The 320-nt window shown below is 43.4% G+C and carries 1 tRNA gene; it reads left to right on the top strand.

From position 1 onward, the window contains the following. The first annotated feature begins 34 nt into the window (after positions 1–34). Positions 35–110, top strand: a tRNA-Ala gene (locus KW840_RS28335). Positions 111–320: the final 210 nt, after the last annotated feature.

The following is a 320-nucleotide window of genomic DNA, read 5'->3' as shown; positions in this document are numbered from 1 at the left end:
ACCAATTTTGTGTGGGAAACGCCTGTAGAAATACGGGGCCATAGCTCAGCTGGGAGAGCGCCTGCCTTGCACGCAGGAGGTCAACGGTTCGATCCCGTTTGGCTCCACCACTACTGCTTCTGATTGTATAAAGCTTAGAAATGAGCATTCCATCGGTTCGATGGTGAATGTTGATTTCTAGTCTTTGACTAGTTCGTTCTTTAAAAATTTGGGTATGTGATAGAAAGATAGACTGAACGTTACTTTCACTGGTAACGGATCAGGCTAAGGTAAAATTTGTGAGTTCTCTTAGTTGAGAAATTCGAATTTTCGGCGAATGT

Source organism: Pseudomonas sp. PDM30 (genome assembly GCF_019218985.1).
In the GTDB taxonomy this organism is placed as follows: domain Bacteria; phylum Pseudomonadota; class Gammaproteobacteria; order Pseudomonadales; family Pseudomonadaceae; genus Aquipseudomonas; species Aquipseudomonas jessenii.
Note: the sequence above shows the minus strand (reverse complement) of the source record. Positions and strands in the feature narration are given on the sequence as shown.